The sequence below is a fragment of the Pollutimonas sp. M17 genome, from assembly GCF_025836975.1.
Classification (GTDB): Bacteria; Pseudomonadota; Gammaproteobacteria; order Burkholderiales; family Burkholderiaceae_B.
In genome coordinates this window covers 3,441,414-3,466,163 of sequence record NZ_CP107548.1, presented here as the reverse complement: position 1 = coordinate 3,466,163, position 24,750 = coordinate 3,441,414, and the positions used below count along the sequence as shown (strand labels likewise).

Here is a 24,750-nt window from a genome sequence, read left to right as displayed (position 1 = left end):
CCTAGTGCGAGCTGATCATGGTGCCGACGCCGCGATCGGTCAGGATTTCCAGAAGCAGGCAATGGGGGACGCGGCCGTCGACCACATGCACAGACGTGACGCCGTTGCGCGCGGCGTCGAGCGCCGAGGATATCTTGGGCAGCATGCCGCCCGAAATCGTGCCGTCTTCGAAGAGTTCATCGATGGTCCGCGCCGACAGGCTGCGCAGGAGCTCGCCGTTCTTGTCCAGCACGCCCGGCGTGTTGGTCATCATGACCAGTTTTTCGGCGCCCAGCACTTCGGCCATCTTGCCGGCGACGACGTCGGCATTGATGTTGTAGGCGGTGCCGTCCTCGCCGTAGCCGATGGACGAAATGACGGGGATGAACTGGTCGTCCTGCAGGGCCTTGACCACCGCCGGTTCGATGCGGGTAATGTCGCCCACATAGCCGATGTCCAGCCACTGCCCGGGCTTTTCCTTGTCGGCCATCATTTTTTTCTTGGCCTGGATGAGGCAACCGTCCTTGCCGGTCAGGCCGACCGCCTTGCCGCCGGCCTCGTTGATCATCATGACGATGTCCTGCTGGACCTGGCCGCCCAGCACCCATTCGACCACTTCCATGGTCTCGGCGTCGGTCACGCGCATGCCCTGGACGAAAGCGCCTTCCTTGCCGATGCGTTTGAGCGCGGCATTGATCTGCGGGCCGCCGCCGTGCACGACCACGGGGTTCAGGCCGACCAGCTTGAGCAGCACCACGTCGTGGGCGAAGCTGCGCTGCAGCGCTTCCTCGGTCATGGCGTTGCCGCCGTACTTGATGACTACCGTCTTGCCATGGAAGCGCCGTATATAAGGCAGCGCTTCGGAAAGGACATCGGCTTTGACGGTGGCGGAATGGGTGGATGCGTCTTGGGTAGTGGTCATGGTTTAGCTGGCCAGTGCCTTGTTGACTGTGCTTAGGAAGGAGGCCTTGTCGTAGTTGCCCAGATAGCGCTTGACGATGTGGCCCTCCTTGTCGATGAGGAAGGCGGTGGGCGTAAGCTGCACGTCGCCGAAGGCCTTGGCGATTTCGCCCTGCGCATCGATGGCCACCGTAAACGGCAGCTTGCGCGTGTCGGCGTAATTCTTGACGTAGTTGGCCGGATCGTACTGCATGGCCACGGCTATGGTCTCGAAGCCCTTGGGCGAAAGATCGTTGTAGTTCTGGATGGTGTCCGGCATTTGCGCAATGCAGGTGACGCAGCTGGTGGCCCAGAACTTGACCAGCACAACCTTGCCGCGCAGATCGTGCATGGCGATCTTCTGGCCGGTCAGCGAGGTGAAGGTGACGTCGGGCGCTGTTTTGGCCGAGCCCGAGAATTGCCAGATGCCGGCCCCGGCAAGGGCCAGCACGACAACGATGCCGATAAGTACTTTTTTCATTTCACTGGCATGGCCTGGACGTCGTTGGAGGGCGCGCCAGGCGATGAAGTTGCGTCGGTGGGCGAGGCGTCTTCGACCGGAGCGGGCGTGGACGGCTGGGCGATGCTTTCCGGCGAGACGATCTGGAACAATTTTACTACCTTATTGATGCCGCTCAGGCTGGCCGTCGCTTTGGCGGCGCGCTGGCCTTCTGCGTCGGTGACGCGGCCCATAAGGTAGACAATGCCGCGTTCGGTGGTAATGACGATGGTGCGGCTGGGGACTTCCTTGGTATTGATGAGCGCGGTCTTGACCTTGGAGCTGAGCCAGGTGTCGTTGGTGCGCACGCTGACGGGGGTGATGTCGCCCACGCGCAGTTCATTGATGACCTTGACGACCTTTTCCACCTGGCGGGCGGCCTCTTCGGCTTTCTGCTTGTCCTGCGCGGTGGGAACGTCGCCGGTCAGCAGCACCCAGCCGCCGTACGATGTGGTGTTGACGCGCGCCTTGTCCTCGAAAAGCCTGCGCATTTCGGCCCCCACCTTCATCTCGATGGCCTGGTCTTCGACCTGTTCGCCCGCCGTGCGGCGATCGGTGGCGACCACCGCGGTCGTGGCCGCCGTGCCGCCGACAACCAAAAGGCCGCAGCCGGAAAGCGCGGCCAAGCTGGAGAAAGCGATGCTGGCCAGCAGGAATCGTTGGGCGTTTTTGCGTGTTGGCATTACAGAGTGTCTCCCAGTAGCAGTGCGTCGATGCCGTCGCACAAGGCGTGCAGCAGCATGATGTGGACTTCCTGGATCCGCATGGTTCGGTCATGCGGAACGCATAGGTGGATATCGGTTTCGTGCAAAAGCCCGGCGATCTTCCCGCCGCCCTTGCCGGTCAGTGCGACGATGGACATTTCGCGATCGTGCGCCGCCTCTATGGACCGGATTATGTTGGGCGAGTTCCCGCTGGTGGAGATGGCCACCAGGACATCGCCGGGGCGGCCCAGCGCATTGACCTGGCGCTCGAAGATGGAATCGAAGCCGTAGTCGTTGCCGACGGCGGTCAGTATGGAGGTGTCGGTGTTCAGGGCGACGCCGGCCAGCGGAAGGCGATCGCGCTCGAAGCGCCCGACGAGCTCGGCAATGAAATGCTGGGCGTCCGCCGCCGAGCCGCCATTGCCGCAGGCCAGTATCTTGCCGTCATTGGCCAGGGTGCCGAACAGCAGGTCTACCGCGGCCGACAAAGGTTCGGCCAGTTCGCGTGAACTGGCCTTGAACGCGTCGATCGCATCGTTGAAATGCGATGTCATGTGGGATGTCATGTCCATACCCGGCATTATCTCATGTTCGAATGAAAATCATGTCATGGGACGTAACTTGGCGATGAGTGCGGCCGCTAGGATTGGAAGGCGTCCTTTATCCAGATCAGGCCTTCAGGCTCGTCGCTGACCACATCGAAGCGACAGGCGGGAATCGCGCCGCGGAAATGGCGCTGGGCCAGGCGCGGCAGGAAATACTGGGCGGCCCGGATCAGGCGCGCCTGCTTGCCGCGGTTTACACTGGCGGCGGCGCCGCCATATCGGCGCGAGTTGCGATGGCGCACCTCGATGAACGCCAGTACGCCGTTGTCCAGTGCCACCAGATCGATTTCGCCGGCCTTGCTGCGCAGGTTCCGCCCCAGTATGGTCAGGCCGCGGTCTTCCAGGTAGCGGCTGGCCCGGTCCTCGGAGGCGCGTCCCGCTTTCTGCGTGGGCGAGAACGCGGCAAGCCCGGACCATGGCTGCGCGCACGGCCTGGCGGCTTTCGTCCTGCGGCGCCTGGCCCGAAGCGCCTTTTGCTGGGCGAGCCGGGCCAAAGCGTAGGCAAGTGCGTCCTGCGTCATGCTTTACCCCCTTTTTTATAAGGCTTTAGCCAGCAGTATGAGCGATACGACCGATTTTTCAGCCTCACAGGCGGCATGGAAACGTCTCACCGGACGCATGGAAGCCCAGAATTGGCCCGCCTCGACCCTGTACGTGGTGGCGACACCCATCGGCAACCTGGGCGACCTGAGCCTGCGGGCCTGCGAAACCCTGGCTCGCTGCGATGTGATCGCCGCCGAAGACACCCGGGCCAGCCGCAGCCTGCTGGAGGCCTGGGGCATTGCCACGCCCCTCATGGCTGCGCATCGCCATAACGAGGCCAGCGCGGCGCAATCCATCGTCGAGCGGCTGGAGCGCGGCGGACGGGTGGCCCTGGTGTCCGACGCCGGCGCGCCGGCGGTCAGCGACCCGGGGGCGCGCATCGTGCGCGCGGTGCGCGAGGCCGGTCACCGGGTCGTGGCCATTCCGGGAGCCAGCGCGGTCATCACCGCATTGATGGCCAGCGGCGTCACCAGCGACGAAAATCCGGCCTTTGTCTTTGCGGGCTTCATGCCGGCCAAGGCCGCGGCCCGGCAGAAGTGGCTGCGGCGCTGGTGCGCCGTGCCGGCTCCGGTCGTGATGTTCGAGTCCCCGCATCGCCTGGCGGCCGCCATCAAGGATATTGTGCTGGTCTGCGGGCCTGAACGCGGCTTGACGCTGGCCCGCGAGCTGACCAAGCGCTTCGAGCAGGTGCATACCCTGGCGGCGGGCGACGCCGCGGCATGGCTGGAGTCGGACTCGCACCATGGGCAGGGCGAATTCGTGCTGATCGTGCATGAATCGGAACGTGACGAGGCGGACGATGCCATCGACCCGGCGGCCCTGGCTCTTCTGGATGCCTTGCTCGAAAGCGTGTCGTTGCGGGATGCCGCGCGCATTACGGCCAAAGTAACCGGCCAGCCGCGCGATGCGCTGTATGCGCATGCGCTGGCGCGCCAGAAGTCATCTTTGGGCCAGGACGGGCTGTAGCCCCGTCTGCTGCTGTATGCGCAGCGCCGCATTGACGGCCTCCGTGCGCGAGGAGTAGGGGCCTATCTGCACCCTGTACAGCTTGTCCCCGGCCTGGACCTGCGCGGAGCGGCTTTCCATCGTGCCGATCTGGTCATTGAGTTTTTGCGCCAGGTCCTGGGCGGTATGCATGGCCGAGAATGCGCCGAACTGCAGGTAAAGGCCGCTGGCCACGGTGGCGACCGCCTGCCCGAGCGGATCGCCCGGGGACTGCCCGTCGGCGACCGGCAGCGGCTCATTGCCGCTCAAGCCGCCATCGTCGTGTTGCAGGGCGTCGAGCGCATCGGGCGTGGCGGGTCCGTTGCGGGCGATCAGCAGGGGTTGTTCCTGTACCGGGGGCGGCGGGGCGGCGGGCGGAATGGGCATCGTCTTGGGCGGGGCGACGGTATTGTTGCGTATGTCCTGGTTGGTGATGGCCTCGACCACGACCTGGCCGCTGCCCGGCCCTATCAGTCCCAGCTTGGCGGCCGCCACATAGGAAAGATCGATGATGCGGGAGCTATGGAAGGGGCCCCGGTCATTGATGCGCACGATGACCGATTTACCCGTGCCGGCCCGCGTCACCCGCGCATAGCTGGGAATGGGCAAGGTGGGATGGGCGGCCGACATGGCGTACATATCGTAGGTTTCGCCGTTGGCGGTCTTTTTGCCATGAAATTTCCGTCCGTACCAGGATGCGGTGCCTTCCTGCCGGAAAGGCCGCTCGTCGCTGACGGGAACATAGCGCTTGCCGAAAACGACATAGGGCCTGAAATTGGCCGCCGCGTGCTTCTCGATGCGCGGTACGGCATCCGGGATGGCCTCGATGTCGGCGGGTATGTCCGACCCCGGGCCGTCGTCCTTGTAGTAGCCGCCGCCCCGGCCGCCGCCCGTGCTGGAGCAGCCGGCCAGAACGATCAGGCCCAGGCACAGAAGGGCGGCAAGGAGATGGCGCGGCGAAGTCATGGGATGTCGGGGGGAGGCTGGTTGCGGTGCCGGATCAGCAGGGGGGAATGGTCGGCAAAGCGCAGGGCCAGCTGTTCGGTGACATAGACCGAACGGTGCTTGCCTCCTGTGCACCCTATGGCCACGGTCAGGTAGTTGCGGGTGTCCTGCATGTACAGCGGCAGCCAGCGGCGGATGAAGCCGGCGATGTCTTCTATCATGGTTTCGACGCTGCCGAACTGGGCCAGCCATTTGGCGACGGGCTCATCGCGCCCGGTCAGGGGGCGCAGGGCGCGGTCGTAATGCGGATTGGGCAGGCAGCGCACGTCGAAGACCAGGTCGGCGTCGCCGGGCACGCCGCGCTTGTAGGCGAAGGATTCAAAGGTCAGGACGACGGGCGCGCGGTCGGCCTGCACCAGGTCGCGGACCCAGGCGCGGAGCTGGCCCGGCGTCAGGTCGGACGTGTCGATGACGTGCTCCTGCTCGCGCAGGGGCGCCAGCATCTCGCGCTCGGTGTCTATGCATTCTTGCAGCGAGGGCGACTTGCCGCCTTTTTGCAGGCGATCGGTAAGGGGATGGCGCCGCCGCGATTCGGAATAGCGCTGCTGCAGGGTGTGGTCGTTGGCATCCAGGAAAATGACCCGGAATGCCGTGCCCATGGCGCGCAGGCTGGTAATGACGTCGGGAAGCTCGGCCAGTTCGCCGGGAGAGCGCACATCGATGGCGACCGCGACACGCTCCAGCTCGCTTTCGCGCGTGTTGGCGATGAATTCATGCAGGAAGCGCACGGGAAGATTGTCGACGCAGGTGTAGCCCGCATCTTCGAGCAGGCGCAGGGCGACTGATTTCCCCGATCCTGAAATTCCCGTGATAAGAACAATCTTGAGCATGACGAAGGGGTTCCGCTTGGCAGCCGGGCACAGAATGGCGTCCGGCTGGATACTAAAGAATGGCCGCGTGTCCTGGCGTGCCCTGCCGCCCGCCGTTTACTCCTGGCGGCTGCTCTCCATGATGGCGATGGCCTGCCGTTCGATGAACTCGCCCATGGTGTCTATGCCGCGCAGCGTCAGTATCGTATTGCGCACGGCGGCCTCGACCAGCACGGCCAGGTTGCGTCCGGCCGCGACCTGCAGCATGACGCGGCGTATGGGTATGCCAAGGATGTCCTCGGTCTGGTCCTGTACGGGCAGGCGCTCGAAGGCATCGGGTGTGGAGCGGATCAGCTGCACGACCAGCTTGAGCTTCATTTTCCGGCGGACCGAGGTTTCGCCGAAAATGGTGCGGATGTCCAGCAGCCCCAGGCCACGGACTTCAAGCAGGTTCTGCAGCAAGGAGGGGCACTGGCCCTCGATCATGTTGGGCGCCGTGCGCGAAAGCTCGACCGCGTCGTCGGCCACCAGGCCGTGTCCGCGTGAAATCAGTTCCAGCGCCAGCTCGCTTTTGCCCAGGCCGGATTCGCCGGTGATCAGCACGCCCAGGCCCAATACGTCCATGAATACGCCATGCGCCGTGGTCTTGGGCGCCAGCCTCTTTCCCAGATAGATGCGCAGCAGGTCGATAAGCTGGGCGGCGTCGATGGTGGTCGACAGCAGCGGGATCTGCTGCTGGTTGCAGAAGTCGCTGAGATCGGCGGGCGCCGGCATGTTCTCGGCCAGCAGGATGGCCGGCACGCCGCCGGCCACCAGATCTTCCAGATGGTGCAGGCGGCGCTTGATGTCGAAGCGCGTGTAATAGGAAAGCTCTTCGGTGCCGAAGACCTGTATGCGGGATGGATGGATCAGGTTCAGGTGGCCGACCAGATCGGCGCCCGACATGCCCAGGTCGGGGATCAGCCGGTGGGCCGCGCCCAGGCCAGCAATCCATGTAAAGGGAATCTTGTCCGCATTGTCACTGACGAGTTCTTGGATGGTCAGCATGTCGATGGCCTCAGGCCGGCGTGCTCGTCAGGAGCTGATGGATGACGGCCGGGTCGTTTTCGGTGGCCAGCGCCTGCCGCAAGCTTGCGTCGGACATCAGCCGGGCGATTTCGGCCAGCAGGTCCAGGTGCAGCTGGGTGGCCGTTTCAGGCACCAGGAGTATGAGCAGCAGGCTGGCCATGCGGCCGTCGGTGGCATCGAAGCGTACCGGATCGGCCAGCCGGATAAAGGCGGCGCAAGGTTCCTTCAGGTCTTTGATGCGGCCATGGGGTACCGCCACATGATGGCCCAGCGCGGTGGAACCCAGCCGTTCGCGGGCAATCAGGCTATGAAACACGGCCGTGCGGGCGATGCCGTGCTGATTCTCGAAGAGCAGGCCGGCTTGTTCGAATGCCCGTTTTTTGCTTGTGACAGCCAGATCGAGCACCACGTTGGAAAGTGGCAAGATACGCGACAATAGATTCATGATGGCCATTATATGGGCTTTGCGGCGTTCTTATAAAAGTAGCATAACTAAGGCCCCAATCACACGGGGCGATTGAGGCCGGATGCCCGTTCGTTCGGCGCATTCTGTGCAAGCGGTCAGGGCTTGCCGGCGCGGACGCGAAACCGGGGGCGAGTGTTATTCGACGGCGCTTGCTTCTTGCCGCTTAACAGGCTCGTGGGCGTGATTCTGCACCTTGGTCTTGTACTTGATGACCTGGCGGTCGATTTTGTCGGCCAGCAGATCGATGGCTGCGTAGAGATTCTCGTCGATGGCCGCGCAGTGTATGTCCTTGCCGCGCAGGCGCATGGTGACCTCGGCGGTATGTTGCAGACGTTCTATCGAGAGTATGACCTGTGTGTCTATGACATTGTCAAAATGCCGCGCTACCCGCGCCATTTTGTTCATTACATATTCCCTGATGGCGGGAGTTACTTCCAGGTGACGACCACTGATGCTCAGGTTCATATTGAGCTCTCCTTGCAAAGAAAAACAGCTTGCGCCGAAGCGCGGTTGGGAAATAAGGGATTCTCCTTGTAATGTATTGGCAATGATTTCAGTGTATAGATTATGCAAAGTAAATCAAGTGCGCGGGATCAAACGGAATGGGTTTGACACGGGTTTTCCCAGGGGAACCCACAAACCGAAAGAATGGAAACAGAATGCGCGAACGCCCTGGCAGGGCGTTTTCATATGGCGAAACAGGGCGGAGCCTCGGCTACATGCGGAAATTCTTGCCCAGGTAGACCTTGCGCACGGCCTCGTTGTCGATGATTTCGCTGGGGTGGCCGTTGGTCAGCACCTTGCCCTCGCTGATGATGTAGGCGCGATCGCATATGCCCAGGGTCTCGCGCACATTGTGATCGGTGATGAGCACGCCGATGTTGCGGTTCTTGAGGAAATGCACAATGCGCTGGATCTCGATCACCGCGATGGGGTCGACGCCGGCAAAGGGCTCGTCCAGCAGGATGAAGCGGGGGTGCGTGGCCAGGGCACGCGCGATTTCCACGCGCCGGCGTTCGCCGCCCGAAAGGGAAATGGCCGTGTTGCGCCGGATATGGCCGATCTGCAGTTCGTCGATCAGCGATTCCAGGTTTTCGCCGATCTGCGACGACGACAGGGGGGCGCCGCCTTCGTCCACTTGCAGCTCCAGCACGGCGCGTATGTTTTCCTCGACCGTCAGGCGCCGGAACACCGAGGCATCCTGCGGCAGATAGGACAGCCCGAGACGCGCCCGCTTGTGCATGGGCATGCTGGTAATGGGCGTATTGTCGATCTCGATGCGCCCCGCATCGGTGGGGACGATGCCCACGATCATGTAGAAACTGGTTGTCTTGCCGGCGCCGTTCGGGCCCAGCAGGCCGACGACTTCCCCGCTGTCGACCGACAGCGAGACATCTTGCACCACCGTGCGCTTGCCATAGGTCTTGCGCAGGCCGGTGGCGTGCAGGCTGCCGCGGGTGTCGCTGGGAGAGCGCGCCCCGCCCGGTTTCGGCTTATGGGATGGAAACATAAATGGGTGCTTTCAAATAAACAAAGGCGCTGCCTCACGGACGCCGGGACGGCATCACCTTGCCGATTTCTTCTTGCATTCGGCGGCCGCCGCATCGGCCTTGGCGCGAGGCTGGGCCAGCGAGCGCACCCGTCCGCCGTTGGCTGCGGAATTGGGGCCGCCGTACGCCTCGTAGGTGTCGGTCTTCTGCTTGTAGATGACTCTTTCCCCCTTGACGTTGTCGAAGGGCTTGCCGCAGACATAGCGGGTAATGACGGCCTGGCCGATCATTTCCAGCTCTTCCTTCTTGCCGTCGTACTCGCTGCGCAGCCCCTGGGCCTCGATGACCTCGAATTTCTCGGGGTTTTCCTGGCGGATGTGGACCAGCTTGCCCGGGCCCACCGTGGCGGTGCCGTACTGGAAGCCTTCGGCGTCTTCACGCATGATCAGCTTGTCGGAATGCAATGTCATCAGCCCGCGGGTCATGATGACATTGCCGGTGAAAACGCTTTCCTTCTTGACGTCGTCGTAATTGAGCGTGTCGGACAGGATCAGCGTATCGGGTTCTTCGGCGGGCTTGCCGGCCGGTTGGGCATGTGCAAGTCCGGCCATGCCGGCGATAGCCAGGGCGGTCAGCCATGCGAAGCAGCGGGGGAGGCGTAGTGGATTCATGGTTTTTTTTCTGTCGTGCCGGAAGGGGTGGAACGGCTGGGCCGGGATTCTTCGCCGGATATCTTGACGCCCGTGGCGGAAAAAACCTGCAATTGCCGCGTATTGTTATCGTAACGCATACCCTTGCCGTTCATGGTGGATTTGCCTTGGACCACGAGCGCGGGCAAGTCGGTAAACACCACGTCCTCGTCGGGCAGGATGGTCAGTTGCTGGCTTTTCACATCGAGGGCGGAATTGTCCGGATCGGGCATCCTGTGCACATGGGCGTCGCCCTTCATGACGATGCGTCCGCCGCCCTGGTCCATGATGGCCGTATTGGACGTTCCTATGGTAATCGGAGAACCCGGTTGCTGGCCAACGGCTCGGGCCTTGGTGATCTCATAGGAATCGTCGTCCGGGTAGTGCTGCATGTAGTCGCCCTCCAGCCGGTTGATGGCGACGCCTTCGGGATCGGTGCGCACCATGACGAAGTCGGACGACCACGAGTCGGGCTCGTGCGTGATGCGCCTGGGGGGATCGATGGGGATGGCGCGCTGGGCATAATCGGCCGCCCACCATGTGCCGATGACCAGGGTCAGCAGCAGCAGGATGGCAATCAGGGCGGGTGCGCGTTCTTTCATGGGTTTACTGGATGGCGCCGCTCATGCGCATGGCGGCGGGATTGAAGAAGGCGCCCAGCTTGCCTTGCGACGCCAGTATGACGTCGCAGCATTCGCGCACGGCGCCGGATCCGCCGGGCAGCGACGATACCCAGTGGGCCACTTGCGATACATAGGGGGGCGCGTTGGGCACGCTGGCCGCGAAGCCGACGCGTTGCAGGGCGGCCAGGTCGATGATGTCGTCGCCCATATAGCCCACTTCGGACAGCGCGCATCCATTTTCCTGGGCCAGCGCGGCGACGGCCGCCGCCTTGTCCCGCACCCCTTGATGCACCAGGGCGATGCCGAGCTCCGCGGCCCGGCGCGCCACGATGGGCCCTTCGCGGCCGGTCACCAGAGCGACGGCAACGCCGCTTTCCTTCATGAGGCGCAAGCCGTGCCCGTCCAGCGCGTTGAAGCCCTTGGCCACTTCGCCGTGCTCGCCGTACCAGAGGCGGCCGTCAGTCAGCACGCCGTCGACGTCGAAGGCCATCAGGCGTACCTGGCGGGCCCGTTCGAGCACGGCGGGAGCGATCCTGGCCAGGATCAGCGCTTCGGCGGGGTGGGAGACATGGGGTAGGTTCATGGTCAGATTACCTTGGCGGCAAGCAAGTCGTGCATATGCAAAGCGCCTAATAATAGCCCGGCATCGTCCAGAACCAGCATCTGGTTCAGCCGGCCGGCATCCATCAGGGTGGCCGCTTCCACCGCCAGCGCGCCGGGCGCGACCGACTTGGGGTTGCGGCTCATGCCGTCGGCGACGGTCAGGCGCCGGATATCGCCGTGCCGCGCGATCAGCCGCCGCAGGTCGCCGTCGGTGAAGATGCCCACGGGCAGCCGCTGGTCGTCGACGACGATGGTCATGCCCATGCCCTTGGACGACATTTCGACCAAGGCTTCGGGTATCGGCGTGCCGGTGTGCACGACCGGCAGGGCGTCACCCTGGCGCATGACGTCGCGCACCAGGGTAAGCAGCCGCCGGCCCAGGGCGCCGCCCGGATGCGAACGGGCGAAATCCTCGCGGCTGAAGCCGCGGGCCTCGAGACAGGCGACGGCAATGGCGTCGCCCAGTACCAGCGCCGCGGTGGTGCTGGCGGTGGGGGCCAGGTTCAGCGGGCAGGCCTCTTGCGCAACATGCGCGTCCAGGTGCAGGTCGGCGCTGCGGGCCAGTTCGGACTGCGGATTGCCGGTAATGGAAATCAGTCGGGCACCCATGCGCTTTACGACCGACAATATCGTCAAAAGTTCATGCGCCGCGCCGGAATAGGAAATGGCCAGCACGATGTCCTGGCGCGTCAGCATGCCCAGATCGCCATGTATCGCCTCGGCGCCGTGCATGAAGAACGCGGGCGTGCCGGTGGAGGCCAGCGTGGCGGCGATCTTCTTGGCGATGTGTCCGGACTTTCCTATGCCCGTAACGACGATGCGCCCCTGGCAGCCAAGCACCATGGCCACGGCCCGCTCGAACGTATCGTCCAGGCGGGCGTCCAGGGCCTGCAATCCGGCGATCTCGGTGGCGAAGCTGCGGTGGGCCGACGCCAGCATGGCGCCCGGCTCGGGGAGAGGTAGTTTTTCCATTTGGCGATTTTAAACGTACAAATGCCGTTCGCCCGGCGTGGCCGTGCAAAGGCCGGCGGCGGCGAGGCGGAGCGGTGGCGGGAATTCAGTTGTAACGGCCGCAATCCTGTAAACTTCGCGTACCGCTGGCAGCGTATAGTTGTTCCTGAAATTCCTTAGTCTTTTGGCGATTTAAATGCATATTGATCCCGCCGTCTATGTTCGTAGCGTAATCCGCAGCGTCCCGGACTGGCCCAAGCCCGGTATAACGTTCCGCGATATTACCCCGGTATTGCAAGACCCGCGTTCGTTCCGGGTCCTGATCGATCTCTTTGTCTATCGCTACATGCGGCAGCGGCTGGATCTGGTTGCGGGCGTCGACGCGCGTGGATTCATCCTGGGTTCGGTGCTGGCCTACGAACTGAACCTGGGCTTCGTGCCGGTGCGCAAGAAGGGCAAGCTGCCCTTCCAGACGGTGGCCGAGGAATATTCGCTGGAATACGGCAACGCCTCGGTCGAGATGCACACCGATTCGGTGCGCCCGGGCCAGCGCGTGCTGCTGATCGACGACCTGATCGCCACCGGCGGAACCATGCTGGCCGCTTCCAAGCTGCTGCAGCGCCTGGGCGCCAACGTGATCGAGGCCGCGGCCATCATCGATCTGCCCTACTTGGGCGGCTCCCAGGCCCTGAAGGATACGGGACTGGATATCTATACCGTGTGCAGCTTCGATGAGGGCGCCCCTTAAGGCGGCGCCCTCCGGGTGCTTATACCAGCACCCGCTCTATGCCGCCCGCGTTGGCGTCGCGCACGTAGTTCTGCATCCAGTCGGCGCCCAGGATGTGGCGCGCCATTTCCACCACGATATAGTCGGCTTCCATGCCGGTCTCGCCCTCGTAGCGCGACAGGCCTTGCAGGCATGAGGGGCAGGAGGTCAGCATCTTGACTTCGCCCTCGTAGCCGTCGGCCCGGATGGCGGCCGAGTTCTTGGCCAGCTCCTCGGTCTTGCGGAAACGGACCTGCGTGGAAATGTCGGGGCGCGACACGGCCAGGGTCCCCGATTCGCCGCAGCAGCGGTCCGTCTTGATGGCGCTGTCGCCCACCAGCGCCTTGACCGTCTTCATCGGATCCTGCAGCTTCATGGGCGTATGGCAGGGATCGTGGTACATGTAGCGCACGCCTTGCACGCCGTGGATGTCGATGCCCTTTTCGAGCAGGTATTCGTGGATGTCGATCAGGCGGCAGCCCGGAAATATCTTCTCGAACTCATAGCCGGCCAACTGGTCGTAGCAGGTGCCGCAACTGACCACGACCGTCTTGATATCCAGGTAGTTCAGGGTGGTTGCCATGCGGTGGAAGAGCACCCGGTTGTCGGTGATGATCTTCTCGGCCTTGTCGGTCATGCCGTTGCCGCGCTGCGGGTACCCGCAACAGAGGTAGCCAGGCGGCAACACCGTCTGCACGCCGGCATGCCACAGCATGGCCTGGGTGGCCAGGCCCACCTGCGAGAACAGGCGTTCGGAGCCGCAGCCCGGGAAATAGAAAACGGCCTCGGTGTCCGGCGAGGTAGCGGCCGGATTGCGGATGATGGGGACGTAGTCGGGATCTTCGATATCGAGCAGCTTGCGGGCCGTCTGCTTGGGCAGGCCGCCGGGCATCTTCTTGTTCACGAAATGGATGACCTGTTCGCGTATGGGCGCCTTGCCCAGCGTGGCGGGCGGCTTGGCCGTCTGCTTGCGCGAGGCGACCGACAGGACGTCGTGCGCCATGCGCTGCGCCTTGTAGCCCACGTCTATCATGGCCGTGCGCGTGGCCTTGATGACGCGCGGGTCCTTGGCATTCAGGAAGAACATGGCGGCGGTGGTGCCGGGGTTGAAGGACTTCTTGCCCATGCGGCGCAGCAGCGCGCGCATTTCCATGGACACGTCGCCGAAGTCGATGTCCACCGGACAGGGGTTGTAGCATTTGTGGCAAACCGTGCAGTGGTCGGCCACGTCCTCGAATTCTTCCCAGTGCTTCAGGCTGACGCCGCGCCGGGTCTGTTCTTCGTACAGGAAGGCCTCGATCAGCAGCGAGGTGGCCAGGATCTTGTTCCGCGGCGAGTACAGCAGGTTGGCGCGCGGCACGTGAGTGGCGCACACCGGCTTGCATTTGCCGCAGCGCAGGCAGTCCTTGATGGCGTTGGAGATGGAGCCGATCTCGCTGCGTTGCATGATAAGGGATTCATGCCCCAGCAGATTGAAGCTGGGCGTCCAGGCATGGCGCAGGTCGGCGCCCGGCATCAGCTTGCCGGCGTTGAAGCGGCCGTTCGGATCGATGCGCTGCTTGTAGTCCTGGAAGGGTGCGAGCTCTTCCTGAGTCAGGTATTCGTACTTGGTCAGGCCTATGCCGTGCTCGCCGGAAATGACGCCGTCCAGATTCCGCGCGATCTGCATGATGCGGGCCACGGCTTCGTTGGCCTCGCGCAGCATCTCGTAGTCGTCGGAATTGACCGGAATGTTGGTGTGCACGTTGCCGTCGCCCGCATGCATGTGCAGGGCCACGAACACCCGGCCTTTCAGGACGCGATCGTGGATGGCCTGTATCTCGGCCAGCACGGCGGCGCAATCGGCGCCGGCGAAGTAACGCTCCATCAGGGCGCGGACTTCGGTTTTCCAGGAAATGCGCAGGGTATGGTCCTGCACCAGGTCGAATACGGTGGCGTCGGCCTGCTGCGCCAGGCGCTGGGTCAGGGCCGGAGCCTGTTCGTCCAGGCCGAGCTCGCGCAAAGTGTCGATGGACTGGGCCAGAGGGCGGTCAAGGTTCTCCAGCAGCCAGGTCCAGCGCTGGCGAACGGTCCGCAGGCATTGCAGGGCGTCGCGGGTGCGCTCGGCCAGCACCTCTTCGCGCGTATGATCGGCGTCGTCGTGATCTTCGATCTTCCCGATGGGCAGGTCACCTTGCAGGAAGAGTTCCAGCTTGTCGAGCAGGCGCAGCTTGTTGCGCGTGGAAAGCTCGATGTTGATCCGCTCGATGGCGTCGGTGTATTCGCCCATGCGGTTCAGGGGGATCACGACGTCTTCGTTGATCTTGAACGCATTGGTGTGGCGGGCGATGGCCGCGGTGCGGGAGCGGTCCAGCCAGAACTTCTTGCGGGCCTCGGCGCTGACGGCAACGAAGCCTTCGCCGTGGCGGGTGTTGGCGATGCGCACGACTTCGCTGGCGGCCAAGGCGACCGCGTCGGCATCGTCGCCGACGATGTCGCCGATCAGCACCATCTTGGGCAGGCCGCCGCGCTTGCTCTTGGTGGAATAGCCCACGGCGCGCAGATAGCGTTCGTCCAGATGTTCCAGCCCGGCCAGTATGGCTCCGCGCTCGCGGCCCGGGCCATCCAGGTAGTTCTTGACTTCGACGATGGACGGCACGGCATCGCGCGCCTGGCCGAAAAACTCCATACAGACGGTGCGGGTATGTGCGGGCATGCGGTGCAGCACCCAGCGCGCCGCGGTGATGAGGCCGTCGCAGCCTTCCTTCTGTATGCCGGGCAGGCCGGCCAGGAACTTGTCGGTCACGTCCTTGCCCAAGCCCGCCTTGCGGAAGCGGGCGCCTTCGATCGCCAGGATTTCGCTGCGCAGCAGGGAGGCTCCGGGCAGGGCACTGCCGTCGAACCATTTCAGTTCGAATCGCGCTTCGGCCACGTCGTGGATCTTGCCCATGTTGTGATCCAGGCGCGTGACTTCCAGCCAGTTGCCCTCGGGGTCGACCATGCGCCACCAGGCCAGGTTGTCCAGCGCGGTTCCCCACAGCACGGCCTTCTTGCCGCCGGCGTTCATGGCGACGTTGCCGCCTACACAGGACGCATCGGCGGAGGTGGGGTCCACGGCGAACACATGGCCGGCGGCTTCGGCGGCTTCGGCCACGCGCCGGGTGACGACGCCGGCGCCGGTCAGTATGGTGCGCACGGGTTCGTCCACCCCGGGCAGCGCCGTGGTCTCGACGGCGCCCAGCGCGTCCAGCTTTTCGGTGTTGATGACGACCGACCTCCAGGTCAGCGGGATGGCGCCGCCGGTATAGCCGGTGCCGCCTCCGCGCGGGATGATGGTCAGGTCCAGTTCGATACAGGCGCGCACCAGCGCGGCCATTTCGTTTTCGTTGTCGGGCGTCAAGACGACGAAGGGGTATTCGACGCGCCAGTCAGTGGCGTCGGTGACATGGGATACGCGCGACAGGCCGTCGAACTTGATGTTGTCTTTATGGGTGATGCGGGCCAGGCGCCGGACGACTTTCTTGCGCAGGTCGCGGGTCTGGATGAATTCGTGCTCGAAGGCGGAAACGGCGGTGCGCGCGGCACCCAGCAGCCGCGCCACCTTGGTGTCGCGTTCGGCGGCGTTGCTGTCGCGCCGCTGGTCGATTTCGTTCAGCCTGTGGTTCAGGGCCTGTATGAGCAGGTGCTGCCGCTTGGGATTGTCCAGCAGGTCGTCGTGCAGGTAGGGGTTGCGGCGCACGACCCAGATGTCGCCCAGTACTTCGAACAGCATGCGGGCGGAACGCCCGGTGCGCCGTTCGCCACGCAGTTCCGAGAGCATCTGCCAGGCTTCTTCGCCGAGCAGGCGCAGGACGATTTCGCGGTCGGAGTAGGAGGTGTAGTTGTAGGGGATTTCTCGCAGGCGCGGGGTGCTGGCAAGGGGTGCCTGGGCGGCTAGCAGGTGACTGGCTACAGGGGCGTTCATGGCTTGTGGAAAAGGTGGTCCCTTAAAGAGGTAGTGTAAGGGATAACGAGAAGTGTAATCTAGAACGGCTTATTGGTCCTTGAAGGACGAGCTTGCAGCCTCCTTTGCCTGGCTGCTTCGTGAGTTTCCCGTTTGCTTGTTCCTTTCGCCCTGGTGCTTCCTGCATGGGCCATGTTTGTGGCTTGTTGCTTTATCTCAATCGTTTTTCATGGGCCGGCGCCGTGGGTGGGGCCGGGTGCCGGCTAGGCGCGCACGATCCAGGCTGCGCCTGGATTCCCCGCGTGAAGCCTCGGAAACGGGCGTGCGCGAACTCGCACGTCGGACAGCCCCCGGCTGTCCGAAAACGTCGTGCTCGAACAGCGCGCACTTGCCTCCCGTTTCCGACGCTTCACGCGGCGTGCACGCAAACCGCCGTCCCCCGGCCCCACCCACGGCACCTCGCATGGAGGAATAGCAGAGAACTTGCTTGCGACGTGCGGGGTCTAGTTCGCGACATTGCCATTATTCTGTATGCGCCACGCGACGCCGCGCGATGTTTGGCTATTTGGCTGGGTGAGCGGAGTCGCTGTCGCTTGCTACGGATCAATCCTTGTCATTCCACTCGATCGTGCCGTGATACGTGAATCCTGCCGTTCCGGAAGCACCGATACAAATACATGCAGACGCGTCCGGGTTCTGCTGGCACATCCACAGTGTCACTGGCACGTTGGGGCCAAGGGGGGCGGCGGGCGGTTTGCGCATGCGCCGCACAGCTTGCCAGGGCGGGGAAGCAAGACCGCGCTGTTCGAGCGCGACGCTTTCGGACAGCCGGTGGCTGTCCGACGCGCGAGTTCGCGGTCGCCCCGGCCTGGCAAGCTGTGCGGGAAGTCACGGCGAAGCCGGGACCGCAAGGCGCCTAGCCCGACGCCCCCCTTGGCCCCAACGTGCTAGCGCTTCCGATGAAGATTCGCGAGTCGACCACGTGCTTGCGCTCCCGATAATGAATCCGCGAGTCGACAACGTGCAGGCGCTTCCGATGATGACCCCGCGAGTTGATGACATGCTTACGCTTCAGAGGACAAGCTCCGCCGTCGATAATGGGCTTGGGCCTTCTAAAACGAAGCCCCTGCATGCCTGCGCCGTCAAGGCGACCCCGGAAAGAACCACAACAAGGCCGCCGTCATCACCAGATAGCGCAGGAACTTCCCGATCGCCATGTAAAGCATGCTCGGCCAGAACGAAAGGCGCAGCCATCCCGCCACCGCGCACAAGGGATCGCCCAGGAATGGCAGCCATGAGAACAGCAGCGCCGGCGGACCCAGGCGGTGCAGCCAATAGCTTACGTAGTCATGCCAGCGGCCGCCCGCCTTGCTTTTGGGCTTGTGCGGATGCTTCTCCCGCCAGCGCTCATAAGCCTTCTCCGCCCCCAGCCCCATCCCGTAGCTGATCGCGCCGCCTATCGTATTGCCCAGCGTCGCCACCAGGACGGCGGGCCAGAACATATGCGGCGCGATCTTCACGAAGCCGAAAACCGCCGGCTCCGAACCCAGCGGCAGCAGGGTCGCCGAGATCAGGCTGACGATGAAAATAGCGCTCAGGCCGAAACGCGGCAAAGCCAGGGTCAGGAGGAGCCAGTGAATGATCGATTGCAGCCATGCTTCCATAAGCGCGCCAGTGTAGAGCGGTTGATGGGGAAATCCCTATGGTATTCTTTGAAGTAAGTACTTACTTACAATTATCGCTGGCCTCTCCTCTCTTCACTCGCCCCTCTCCATGTCAACAGACTATCTTAAACGCATCCTTACCTCCAAGGTGTACGACGTCGCCGTCGAATCGCCTCTTGAATTGGCTCCGCAGGTCTCTGCCCGAATTCATAACAAGGTATTGCTCAAGCGCGAAGATACACAGCCTGTTTTCAGTTTCAAGCTGCGTGGCGCCTACAACAAGATGGCCCACCTGAGCCCGGCCGAACTCAAGCGCGGCGTCATTGCCGCGTCGGCGGGCAACCACGCGCAGGGCGTGGCGCTTTCGGCCCGCAGGCTGGGTTGCAGGGCCGTCATCGTCATGCCGGTTACTACCCCGCAGGTAAAGATCAATGCGGTTCGCGGCCTGGGCGGCGAGGTCGTGCTGATGGGCGAGAGCTTTACCGATGCCTACGAGCACGCCAAGGAACTCGAGAAGAAGGAAAAGCTCACCTTCGTGCATCCCTTCGACGATCCTGACGTGATTGCCGGGCAGGGCACGGTGGGCATGGAAATCCTGCGCCAGCACCCGGGGCCCATCGACGCCATTTTCGTGGCCATCGGCGGCGGCGGCCTGATCGCGGGCGTGGCCGCGTATGTGAAGCAACTGCGGCCCGAGATCAAGATCATCGGCGTGCAGACCGTCGATTCGGACGCCATGGCGCGCAGCGTCAAGGCCGGGCGCCGCATCACCTTGAGCGACGTGGGCCTGTTTTCCGACGGCACGGCGGTCAAGCAGGTCGGCGTGGAAACCTTCAGGCTGGCGCGCGAATATGTCGACGACTATGTGCTGGTCGATACCGACGCAATCTGCGCGGGCATCAAGGATGTATTCCAGGACACGCGCAGCGTGCTTGAACCCGCCGGCGCGCTGGCGCTGGCCGGCGCCAAGCGCTATGCGGCCCAGAACAAATGGAAGGACAAGACCCTGGTGGCCATTACCTGCGGCGCCAACATGAATTTCGACCGCCTGCGCTTCGTGGCGGAACGCGCCGACGTGGGCGAGGCGCGCGAAGCGGTGTTCGCATTGACCCTGCCTGAAAAGCGCGGCAGCTTCCTGCGGCTTTGCGAAGCGGTGGGCAAGCGCAGCGTTACCGAATTCAATTACCGCATCTCCGATCCCGACAAGGCCCATGTATTCGTGGGCTTGCAGATCAATTCCGAGGCCGAACCCGAAAAGCTGGCCAACAACTTCCGCAAGAAGGGCTTTCCCACCCTCGACCTGACCGGCAACGAGATGGCCAAGACCCACTTGCGCTATATGGTCGGAGGACGCTCCACGCTGGCCGAGCACGAGATGCTGTTCCGTTTCGAGTTTCCCGAACGCCCCGGCGCGCTGATGCGTTTCCTGGGCGCCATGAACCCCGACTGGAACATCAGCCTGTTCCACTATCGGAACCAGGGCGACGACTACGGCCGCATACTGGTCGGCATACAGGTGCCGCCCGCCGACAAGAAGGCCTTCAAGGCCTTCCTGGACGGCCTGGGCTATCCCTACTGGAATGAAAGCGAAAACCCCGCGTACCAGCTCTTCCTGTAAGGAGGCGGCGGCCGGAGCCGCCTCTGTCGCGCCGGCTGCCGCCGGGCTGGATTCCCGCGGCCGGGCCGGTTCCCCGGCTCGTCTCTATCGCCCCAGGCTGGGCCTGGAGATCGAAATGGTCGTCGCGCATGCGCGCACCGGCGCCAGCCTGCCGGTGGAGGCCTATTTTTCCGCCTTGCGCGAGGTCAAGCAGGAAAGAGGCGTGTCCAGCCAGGACATGATGCAGGGCGGACGTTGCATCGGCCTGCATACCGCCACGGCGGAATGCGGCCTGGACAATGGCTTCAATCTGCTGGAAACCGCCCTGGCGCCGGTCGACGACGGCCCCCGGGGGCTGGACCGCCTGGCCGCGCTGGCGCATCGGGAGCTTGCCGATACCCTGCAGGCCCTGGAGGCGGATGAAGCTTGCATTCTGAATGCCTCGCAGCATCCGGACTGCCCGCGCGATGCGCACTGGTATGCCAAGGTGTGCGTGCCGCGGCCCATCTACCGTGAGCTTCGTGACCATCGCGGATGGCATCACTGGGAGGGCATCGATGCCAAGGCGCAGAATGGCGCCAACACGTCGGTGCCGGTCGAGGGCGCCATCCGGGCGCTGAATGTCGCCATTGCGCTTGCGCCGGCCAGCCTGGCCCTGTTCGCCAACAGTCCTCTGGAATCGGGCCGGGACACGGGTTTGAGGGAAAACCGCATGACGATCTGGCCTCGCGTATTCGGACCCGCCCGGTTCCCGGGCGATGCGTGGCTATGCCAGTATCCTTCGCGGCCCTTCCATGATCTGGGCGATTTCTTTCACTGGATGTTCGGCGCGGGCACCGTGGCGCGCGGCTTGCCGCTGGCGCCCTCCTACGATTACAAGTCCGTGCCCACGGTCTTGCTGGAGGGCGATCCCTGCCTGGAGGATTTCCTGACCGCCCCGGCATGGCGGGGGCGGCGCAGCGACGACGGCTCCACGGTCGAGCTGGTCCCGCACGCACGGCATTTCGAATATTCGCAGATCGGTCAGTTCCTGGACGCCCGCTTGCGCTATCGGCTGGACGCCGAGCCGCCGCTGGCCGAGCTCCTGGATGCCTGGCGGCGCGATGGCGGACTGGAGACGCTGTTTGCGGCTTGCGGGGCGCAGACCTATATCGAGGCCCGGGCTCCCGGCGCGGGTTTCGCCGACGAATGCCTGCTGCGCGAAGCGGGTCCGGCGCAGGCGCTCAGCCTGCTTCCGGCCCCTTCCGCGGTGCAAAAGGGCCTGCTGGCCAATCTGGACGAGGCCTGGCGCTTGGTGAACGAATGGGGCTGGCAGGCGCTGGGCGAGCTGCGCGAACCGGCCATGCGCACCGGCGTGGGCGATGGGCGCGTCAAGGCCTTGTGTGCGCAGGTACTGTCGGTGGCGCGTTCGGGCCTGGCCCCGCACGATGCATCCTGGCTGGCCTACCCCGAATTCGTGCTGGACTCGGGGCGCAGCGGCGCGGACCGCCTGCTGGATACCTGGAACAGCGCGGGCGGTACGGCGCGGCAGCGACTGGCCGCGCTGCTGGCCCACCATGCGGCGGTGCAGCCCGGCCGCTACGGCGGCATTTGATTACCGGTCGGCTTCGTATACCTCGTCGGCGGCCAGCAATATATCGACCGGCGGATCGAAGCCGATGATGCGCGCCGTCGCCAGGTTCAGCGCGATCTTGGGCGGGTCCACCCAGAGCTGGCTGAGCTGGCGCGCCTTGGCGCCGTTGAAGATGCGGGCGATGGTTTCCGCGTGGAACAGCCCGACATAGGACAGATCGGCTTGGGCCAGGCTGAGCAGTATCCCGCGTTCGACGTCCCTTGATCCGGCCATCGAGAAGCTGGGTATCTTGGCTTGGCGCAGGGCTTTGGCGATGTCGGATATCGAATCCAGCGTCACGCCGCGATGCGTGGTGACGTAGACCGCATCGACGCGCTGCTGCGCCAGGTCGCGGTAGCACTGCAATGCATTGGCGATGGCCGTCTCCGTGGAGACGCTGCTGGACTGGGCATGGCAATGCTGGACGGCAAAGCCCAATTCCTTGCCCACCTGCTCCACGGCGTCCACGGCGGCGTAAGTGCGCCCCGCTTCGCTGTCTTCGTAGACGATGCCCAGCTTCTTGAAGGGCACGATCTCGCGGAACAGCCTCACCTGCCGCTGGTATCGGTCGGGCTCGATCCGTGCGTGAAGGTTGTCGCGTCCGCTGTCCTGGGCGCTGTCGACGATGCCCGCGGCCAGCGGGTCGCTGGTCGATCCCACGATGGTGGGAACCGGCGGGCCGATGGCGCGCATGTCCTGGCCCGCCCAGGTTCCCATGGCAATCACCAGGTCGACGTCGCCGCGCTGACGGATTCTGTCGGCAATGGCGGTGCGCACGGCCTCGCGTTTTCCGGCGTCGAAATTGCCGGGCTGCCACCATGCGTCCTGGACAAACTCCAGCGTATCGCTTTTGATATTCTTGGACAGCCAGGTCCAAAGATCGCGGCTGCTCAGGCGCTCGGGCACGTCAGACGTAGTGGTCAGCCAGCCCAGGCGCTGCAGGCCATCCACGATCGCGTCCAGGGTCAGCGGGTAATCGGCGTAGTCGCCGCCGTCCACATATCCGATGCGCCAGCGCTTGCCATCCGGCCTGGCCTTGGGGGTGGTGGGAAAGACGCTGTCCTGCGCCGCTGGCGCCTGCCCGGCGGCCTGGACGGCCAGGGGCGGAAAGGCGAACAGGCATAGGGCCAGGAGGGCGGGAAGCAGGAGGCGGAAAATCATGGGGCGGGCCTTTTTGCTGCGATCAGGGTAATGTCGTCGGACTGTTCCGTGCCTTGGGCGAAGGCGCGTACGTCATCCAGCAGTGTGCTTGTCGTGCTCTGCGCCGTATCGGATCCCGTGCCGGTCAGCAGGGCGTACAAACGGGGTTCGCCATAGAGATGGCCGTCGGGATCCAGCGCTTCGGTCACGCCATCGGTAAAGCCTACTATGGTTTCGCCGGGTTCCAGTATGGTCGAGAACTGCTTGTAGGGCACGCCCTCCATCACGCCGCAGGCGGGGCCGCTACGGCCCTCCAGCAGGCGCCAGTCGCCGCCGGCGCTCAGGACGCAGGGCGACGGATGGCCGGCGTTGGCCCACTGCAGTTCGCCGCTGGCCAGATCAAGAACGGCGAGGATGAGTGTGACGAACATCAGGTTGGGGTTGTTTTCGGACAGGCGATTGTTGACGCGCTCCATCAGCAGGGCCGGAGAGGTCTCGTCTTCGGCCGATGCGCGGATCAGCGTGCGGGTGACGGCCATGAACAGCGCCGCGGGAACGCCCTTGTCCGACACATCACCGATGGCAAAGCACAGGCGCCCATCCGGAAGCATGAAGTAGTCGTACAGGTCGCCGCCGACTTCCTTGGCCGGGATCATGGTGGCGTACAGGTCGATCTTCTTCAGTATGGATGCCGGAAGCGGGATCGGCAGCAGCCCCATCTGTATGCCATGGGCGATATTGAGTTCGCTTTCGAAGCGCTCGCGCGATGAGGTTTCCTGCACCAGCTTGGCGACTTTCTCACGCAGCTCCTTGTCCATGAACATGAAGGTGGCGGCTAGGCGGCCCACTTCGTCGGGTTGGTTTTGCGGCAGGCGGGCGATATGCGGCGGTATCGGGCTGGCGGCGCTCAGGTCCTGCTCCGGCAGGACGCGCGCAAAATCGCTGAGCTGTTGCAGCGGGCGCGTAAGGCGCACCGAAAAGGCCCAGGCGATGGCCAGCGAAACCAGCAGGATGGCCAGGAAAACCATGCCCAGGCGATTGCGCAACTCCGTTGCCGCCCGTGTCAGGTCCTCGCTGGGAACAGCGGCCACGATCGTCCATCCCAGGGGCTTGAAATAGGCCGAACTGATTTGCCAGGAGTCATCCGTGTCCCGGGGCGTAAATCCGAAGCTGGAGACATCGCCGGTGCTGGGGATTCCGTCCAGCAGTTCGCGCAAGGTTTTGCCGCTTTCTTCATCGACGTCGCCGAGCAGGCCGGCATGGCCGGAGGGCAGCGGCGACACCAGTGTGCCATCGTCCGCCGCAATGAAGGCGAAGCCCGATTGCGCCAGGGTCAGCGACGCCAGCGATTCGCCGATGGCATGCTCCATTTCCTGGCGGCGCCTGTCGAACTGGTCCGAAACCTGGCGCGCGTCGTCGGTGACGGCGAATATCCAGTCCCAGGGCTCGAAGTAGGCAAAGTAGGCATAGCGCAGTTCGCGTTTTCCCGCAGTGCCGGGCGGCGGCCAGCGATAGATGGCGAAGCTCTGGCCGGAGGTCTGCGCTTCCTGGTAGGCCGAGGCGGCCAGGTCGCGGCCCTTGAAATCCTTCAGTGTCGACAGGTTCATGCCCAGCCACTCGCTGTTGCCGCTGGCGATGGCGATGAGGTCGTGATTGAAAATGAAGCTGAAGCGCTCCTCTCCTATCGACAGATCGTTGACCCATTCCCTGGCCAGCCCCTGCGCTTCCGAAAGGCTCAATTCCTTGCGCTCGACCTGTGCGGCATACATGGCCAGCACGGACCTTACGGTGTTGCCAAGCTGCATGAGTTGCTGGCGGCTGCTGCGCACGGTGGATATCTTGTCGTTGAGCAGGCTGCCCCAGCGCGCCTCGCTGTCGCGCACCAGCAGGTTCAGCACATTGCGCACCGCCAGTTCTTCGCTGGTGACCACGGTCCGCTTGACATCCCGTTCGGTGACGAGCATGACGGCGATCGCGCTTATAAGCAGGGTCAGGCCCACAAGCAGGAAGATTTTGCTGCGCAGCGAGGTCAATCGCATAAGTGACTACTCAACGGAAAGGTTGGGACGTCCTGGACGACCAGAAAAGTGTG

General features: G+C 63.9%; 23 protein-coding genes. 4 read left to right on the top strand and 19 right to left on the bottom strand.

Annotation, left to right across the window (positions count from 1 at the left end; translation table 11 throughout):
• Position 1: 1 nt before the first annotated feature.
• The 5 genes from argB to OEG81_RS16270 all read right to left on the bottom strand — a co-directional run bounded on the left by argB (position 2) and on the right by OEG81_RS16270 (position 3,247).
• Positions 2 to 901, bottom strand: coding sequence for an acetylglutamate kinase (gene argB, locus OEG81_RS16290; protein WP_264130326.1), 900 nt, complete (start codon positions 899 to 901; stop codon positions 2 to 4).
• Between the two features lie 3 nt (positions 902 to 904).
• Complete coding sequence (locus tag OEG81_RS16285; protein WP_264130325.1) at positions 905 to 1,399, bottom strand: peroxiredoxin family protein; 495 nt, start codon at positions 1,397 to 1,399, stop codon at positions 905 to 907.
• Positions 1,396 to 2,100: a BON domain-containing protein gene (locus OEG81_RS16280; RefSeq protein ID WP_264130324.1), complete on the bottom strand. Its 705-nt coding sequence runs from the start codon at positions 2,098 to 2,100 to the stop codon at positions 1,396 to 1,398. Before OEG81_RS16280 ends, OEG81_RS16285 begins: the two co-directional genes overlap by 4 nt.
• Positions 2,100 to 2,693: a phosphoheptose isomerase gene (locus OEG81_RS16275; RefSeq protein WP_264130323.1), complete on the bottom strand. Its 594-nt coding sequence runs from the start codon at positions 2,691 to 2,693 to the stop codon at positions 2,100 to 2,102. Before OEG81_RS16275 ends, OEG81_RS16280 begins: the two co-directional genes overlap by 1 nt.
• 68 nt (positions 2,694 to 2,761) lie before the next feature.
• Positions 2,762 to 3,247, bottom strand: coding sequence for a YraN family protein (locus OEG81_RS16270; protein WP_264130322.1), 486 nt, complete (start codon positions 3,245 to 3,247; stop codon positions 2,762 to 2,764).
• A gap of 37 nt (positions 3,248 to 3,284) precedes the next feature.
• Between OEG81_RS16270 and rsmI the strand changes: the two genes are divergently transcribed.
• Complete coding sequence (gene rsmI / locus OEG81_RS16265) at positions 3,285 to 4,235, top strand: 16S rRNA (cytidine(1402)-2'-O)-methyltransferase (RefSeq protein WP_264130321.1); 951 nt, start codon at positions 3,285 to 3,287, stop codon at positions 4,233 to 4,235.
• Here rsmI and OEG81_RS16260 read toward each other — a convergent pair.
• The 10 genes from OEG81_RS16260 to OEG81_RS16215 form a co-directional block, all read right to left on the bottom strand.
• Positions 4,209 to 5,219 (bottom strand): septal ring lytic transglycosylase RlpA family protein, encoded by a 1,011-nt coding sequence (locus OEG81_RS16260; protein ID WP_264130320.1) that lies wholly within the window; start codon positions 5,217 to 5,219, stop codon positions 4,209 to 4,211. The genes rsmI and OEG81_RS16260 overlap by 27 nt on opposite strands.
• Positions 5,216 to 6,088 (bottom strand): RNase adapter RapZ, encoded by an 873-nt coding sequence (gene rapZ / locus OEG81_RS16255; protein ID WP_264130319.1) that lies wholly within the window; start codon positions 6,086 to 6,088, stop codon positions 5,216 to 5,218. The genes OEG81_RS16260 and rapZ overlap by 4 nt, the downstream gene beginning before the upstream one ends.
• A 96-nt stretch (positions 6,089 to 6,184) precedes the next feature.
• Positions 6,185 to 7,114 (bottom strand): HPr(Ser) kinase/phosphatase, encoded by a 930-nt coding sequence (gene hprK / locus OEG81_RS16250; RefSeq protein ID WP_264130318.1) that lies wholly within the window; start codon positions 7,112 to 7,114, stop codon positions 6,185 to 6,187.
• Between the two features lie 10 nt (positions 7,115 to 7,124).
• The gene (locus OEG81_RS16245; RefSeq protein WP_264130317.1) at positions 7,125 to 7,580 is read right to left on the bottom strand and encodes a PTS sugar transporter subunit IIA; all 456 of its coding nucleotides are present in this window, start codon (positions 7,578 to 7,580) and stop codon (positions 7,125 to 7,127) included.
• 156 nt (positions 7,581 to 7,736) lie between these two features.
• Positions 7,737 to 8,066 (bottom strand): ribosome hibernation-promoting factor, HPF/YfiA family, encoded by a 330-nt coding sequence (gene hpf / locus OEG81_RS16240; protein WP_264130316.1) that lies wholly within the window; start codon positions 8,064 to 8,066, stop codon positions 7,737 to 7,739.
• A gap of 250 nt (positions 8,067 to 8,316) precedes the next feature.
• Positions 8,317 to 9,111, bottom strand: a complete 795-nt coding sequence (lptB, locus tag OEG81_RS16235) for an LPS export ABC transporter ATP-binding protein (protein ID WP_264130315.1) — start codon at positions 9,109 to 9,111, stop codon at positions 8,317 to 8,319.
• A 54-nt stretch (positions 9,112 to 9,165) separates the two neighbouring features.
• Positions 9,166 to 9,762 carry a lipopolysaccharide transport periplasmic protein LptA gene (gene lptA / locus OEG81_RS16230; RefSeq protein ID WP_412034080.1) on the bottom strand — a complete coding sequence of 199 codons (597 nt, stop codon included), beginning with the start codon at positions 9,760 to 9,762 and terminating at the stop codon, positions 9,166 to 9,168.
• A complete protein-coding gene (lptC, locus tag OEG81_RS16225; protein WP_264130314.1) occupies positions 9,759 to 10,382 on the bottom strand; it encodes an LPS export ABC transporter periplasmic protein LptC in 624 nt (207 codons plus the stop codon). The genes lptA and lptC overlap by 4 nt, the downstream gene beginning before the upstream one ends.
• Before the next feature lie 4 nt (positions 10,383 to 10,386).
• Positions 10,387 to 10,992, bottom strand: coding sequence for a KdsC family phosphatase (locus OEG81_RS16220; RefSeq protein WP_264132621.1), 606 nt, complete (start codon positions 10,990 to 10,992; stop codon positions 10,387 to 10,389).
• A complete protein-coding gene (locus OEG81_RS16215) occupies positions 10,989 to 11,978 on the bottom strand; it encodes a KpsF/GutQ family sugar-phosphate isomerase (RefSeq protein WP_264130313.1) in 990 nt (329 codons plus the stop codon). The genes OEG81_RS16220 and OEG81_RS16215 overlap by 4 nt, the downstream gene beginning before the upstream one ends.
• Before the next feature lie 175 nt (positions 11,979 to 12,153).
• Between OEG81_RS16215 and OEG81_RS16210 the strand changes: the two genes are divergently transcribed.
• Positions 12,154 to 12,705, top strand: coding sequence for an adenine phosphoribosyltransferase (locus OEG81_RS16210; protein WP_264130312.1), 552 nt, complete (start codon positions 12,154 to 12,156; stop codon positions 12,703 to 12,705).
• Positions 12,706 to 12,724: 19 nt separating this feature from the next.
• Here the strand turns inward: OEG81_RS16210 and OEG81_RS16205 are convergent, their stop codons facing one another.
• Positions 12,725 to 16,666: an FAD/FMN-binding oxidoreductase gene (locus tag OEG81_RS16205; protein ID WP_264130311.1), complete on the bottom strand. Its 3,942-nt coding sequence runs from the start codon at positions 16,664 to 16,666 to the stop codon at positions 12,725 to 12,727.
• A 1,121-nt stretch (positions 16,667 to 17,787) separates the two neighbouring features.
• A complete protein-coding gene (locus tag OEG81_RS16200; RefSeq protein ID WP_264130310.1) occupies positions 17,788 to 18,309 on the bottom strand; it encodes a YqaA family protein in 522 nt (173 codons plus the stop codon).
• A gap of 109 nt (positions 18,310 to 18,418) precedes the next feature.
• Here OEG81_RS16200 and ilvA point away from each other — a divergent pair, with 109 nt between their 5' ends.
• Both ilvA and OEG81_RS16190 read left to right on the top strand, forming a co-directional pair.
• Positions 18,419 to 19,927: a threonine ammonia-lyase, biosynthetic gene (ilvA, locus tag OEG81_RS16195; RefSeq protein ID WP_264130309.1), complete on the top strand. Its 1,509-nt coding sequence runs from the start codon at positions 18,419 to 18,421 to the stop codon at positions 19,925 to 19,927.
• 115 nt (positions 19,928 to 20,042) lie between these two features.
• Positions 20,043 to 21,500, top strand: coding sequence for a glutamate-cysteine ligase family protein (locus tag OEG81_RS16190; RefSeq protein ID WP_412034150.1), 1,458 nt, complete (start codon positions 20,043 to 20,045; stop codon positions 21,498 to 21,500).
• Here the strand turns inward: OEG81_RS16190 and OEG81_RS16185 are convergent, their stop codons facing one another.
• Both OEG81_RS16185 and OEG81_RS16180 read right to left on the bottom strand, forming a co-directional pair.
• Positions 21,501 to 22,679 (bottom strand): ABC transporter substrate-binding protein, encoded by a 1,179-nt coding sequence (locus OEG81_RS16185; protein ID WP_264130307.1) that lies wholly within the window; start codon positions 22,677 to 22,679, stop codon positions 21,501 to 21,503. It abuts the gene before it with no gap.
• Complete coding sequence (locus OEG81_RS16180; protein ID WP_264130306.1) at positions 22,676 to 24,697, bottom strand: SpoIIE family protein phosphatase; 2,022 nt, start codon at positions 24,695 to 24,697, stop codon at positions 22,676 to 22,678. Before OEG81_RS16180 ends, OEG81_RS16185 begins: the two co-directional genes overlap by 4 nt.
• Positions 24,698 to 24,750: the final 53 nt, after the last annotated feature.

Coding starts and splice junctions, on each gene's coding strand:
- OEG81_RS16280 (WP_264130324.1), bottom strand. CDS start 2,100: ATGCCAACACGCAAAAACGCCCAACGATTCCTGCTGGCCAGCATCGCT.
- OEG81_RS16200 (WP_264130310.1), bottom strand. CDS start 18,309: ATGGAAGCATGGCTGCAATCGATCATTCACTGGCTCCTCCTGACCCTG.
- OEG81_RS16285 (WP_264130325.1), bottom strand. CDS start 1,399: ATGAAAAAAGTACTTATCGGCATCGTTGTCGTGCTGGCCCTTGCCGGG.
- ilvA (WP_264130309.1), top strand. CDS start 18,419: ATGTCAACAGACTATCTTAAACGCATCCTTACCTCCAAGGTGTACGAC.
- OEG81_RS16205 (WP_264130311.1), bottom strand. CDS start 16,666: ATGAACGCCCCTGTAGCCAGTCACCTGCTAGCCGCCCAGGCACCCCTT.
- OEG81_RS16180 (WP_264130306.1), bottom strand. CDS start 24,697: ATGCGATTGACCTCGCTGCGCAGCAAAATCTTCCTGCTTGTGGGCCTG.
- rapZ (WP_264130319.1), bottom strand. CDS start 6,088: ATGCTCAAGATTGTTCTTATCACGGGAATTTCAGGATCGGGGAAATCA.
- OEG81_RS16210 (WP_264130312.1), top strand. CDS start 12,154: ATGCATATTGATCCCGCCGTCTATGTTCGTAGCGTAATCCGCAGCGTC.
- OEG81_RS16275 (WP_264130323.1), bottom strand. CDS start 2,693: ATGGACATGACATCCCACATGACATCGCATTTCAACGATGCGATCGAC.
- OEG81_RS16270 (WP_264130322.1), bottom strand. CDS start 3,247: ATGACGCAGGACGCACTTGCCTACGCTTTGGCCCGGCTCGCCCAGCAA.
- OEG81_RS16245 (WP_264130317.1), bottom strand. CDS start 7,580: ATGAATCTATTGTCGCGTATCTTGCCACTTTCCAACGTGGTGCTCGAT.
- lptC (WP_264130314.1), bottom strand. CDS start 10,382: ATGAAAGAACGCGCACCCGCCCTGATTGCCATCCTGCTGCTGCTGACC.
- lptB (WP_264130315.1), bottom strand. CDS start 9,111: ATGTTTCCATCCCATAAGCCGAAACCGGGCGGGGCGCGCTCTCCCAGC.
- rsmI (WP_264130321.1), top strand. CDS start 3,285: ATGAGCGATACGACCGATTTTTCAGCCTCACAGGCGGCATGGAAACGT.
- OEG81_RS16260 (WP_264130320.1), bottom strand. CDS start 5,219: ATGACTTCGCCGCGCCATCTCCTTGCCGCCCTTCTGTGCCTGGGCCTG.
- argB (WP_264130326.1), bottom strand. CDS start 901: ATGACCACTACCCAAGACGCATCCACCCATTCCGCCACCGTCAAAGCC.
- OEG81_RS16215 (WP_264130313.1), bottom strand. CDS start 11,978: ATGGAAAAACTACCTCTCCCCGAGCCGGGCGCCATGCTGGCGTCGGCC.
- hpf (WP_264130316.1), bottom strand. CDS start 8,066: ATGAACCTGAGCATCAGTGGTCGTCACCTGGAAGTAACTCCCGCCATC.
- hprK (WP_264130318.1), bottom strand. CDS start 7,114: ATGCTGACCATCCAAGAACTCGTCAGTGACAATGCGGACAAGATTCCC.
- lptA (WP_412034080.1), bottom strand. CDS start 9,762: ATGAATCCACTACGCCTCCCCCGCTGCTTCGCATGGCTGACCGCCCTG.
- OEG81_RS16185 (WP_264130307.1), bottom strand. CDS start 22,679: ATGATTTTCCGCCTCCTGCTTCCCGCCCTCCTGGCCCTATGCCTGTTC.
- OEG81_RS16190 (WP_412034150.1), top strand. CDS start 20,043: ATGGTCGTCGCGCATGCGCGCACCGGCGCCAGCCTGCCGGTGGAGGCC.